A 265-nucleotide genomic window follows, 5' to 3' on the forward strand; every position below is an offset into this window, starting at 1 on the left:
TGATTTCGGCTTGCGCCGGCAGGCCATCACCGGGTTTCCCGTCATCGACGATCAATACGGTCGGGGCATTCGGGGCGGTTTCATCCGCCACGGTTGCAGTGTCAGAGCCTGGGCCTGACGTGTTGTTGGCTGCATCGGTCTGGGTCGCGGTGACCGTGATGCTGCCACCTTCACCCGGGGCGGTTTCCGTCCAGCTGATAACGCCGGTGGTGGCGTTGTAGCTGTAGCCTGTCGCCGGAGTGCCGTCAGCAACATGGGGAGACCC

1 protein-coding gene is annotated in these 265 nt (G+C 63.8%); it reads right to left on the reverse strand.

The window, feature by feature from the left end:
* On the reverse strand, positions 1 to 265 hold a 265-nt coding region (locus tag AEA42_RS22725), incomplete at both ends, for a hypothetical protein (protein WP_197278458.1).

This window comes from Shewanella sp. Sh95 (assembly GCF_001308045.1).
GTDB lineage: Bacteria > Pseudomonadota > Gammaproteobacteria > Enterobacterales > Shewanellaceae > Shewanella > Shewanella xiamenensis.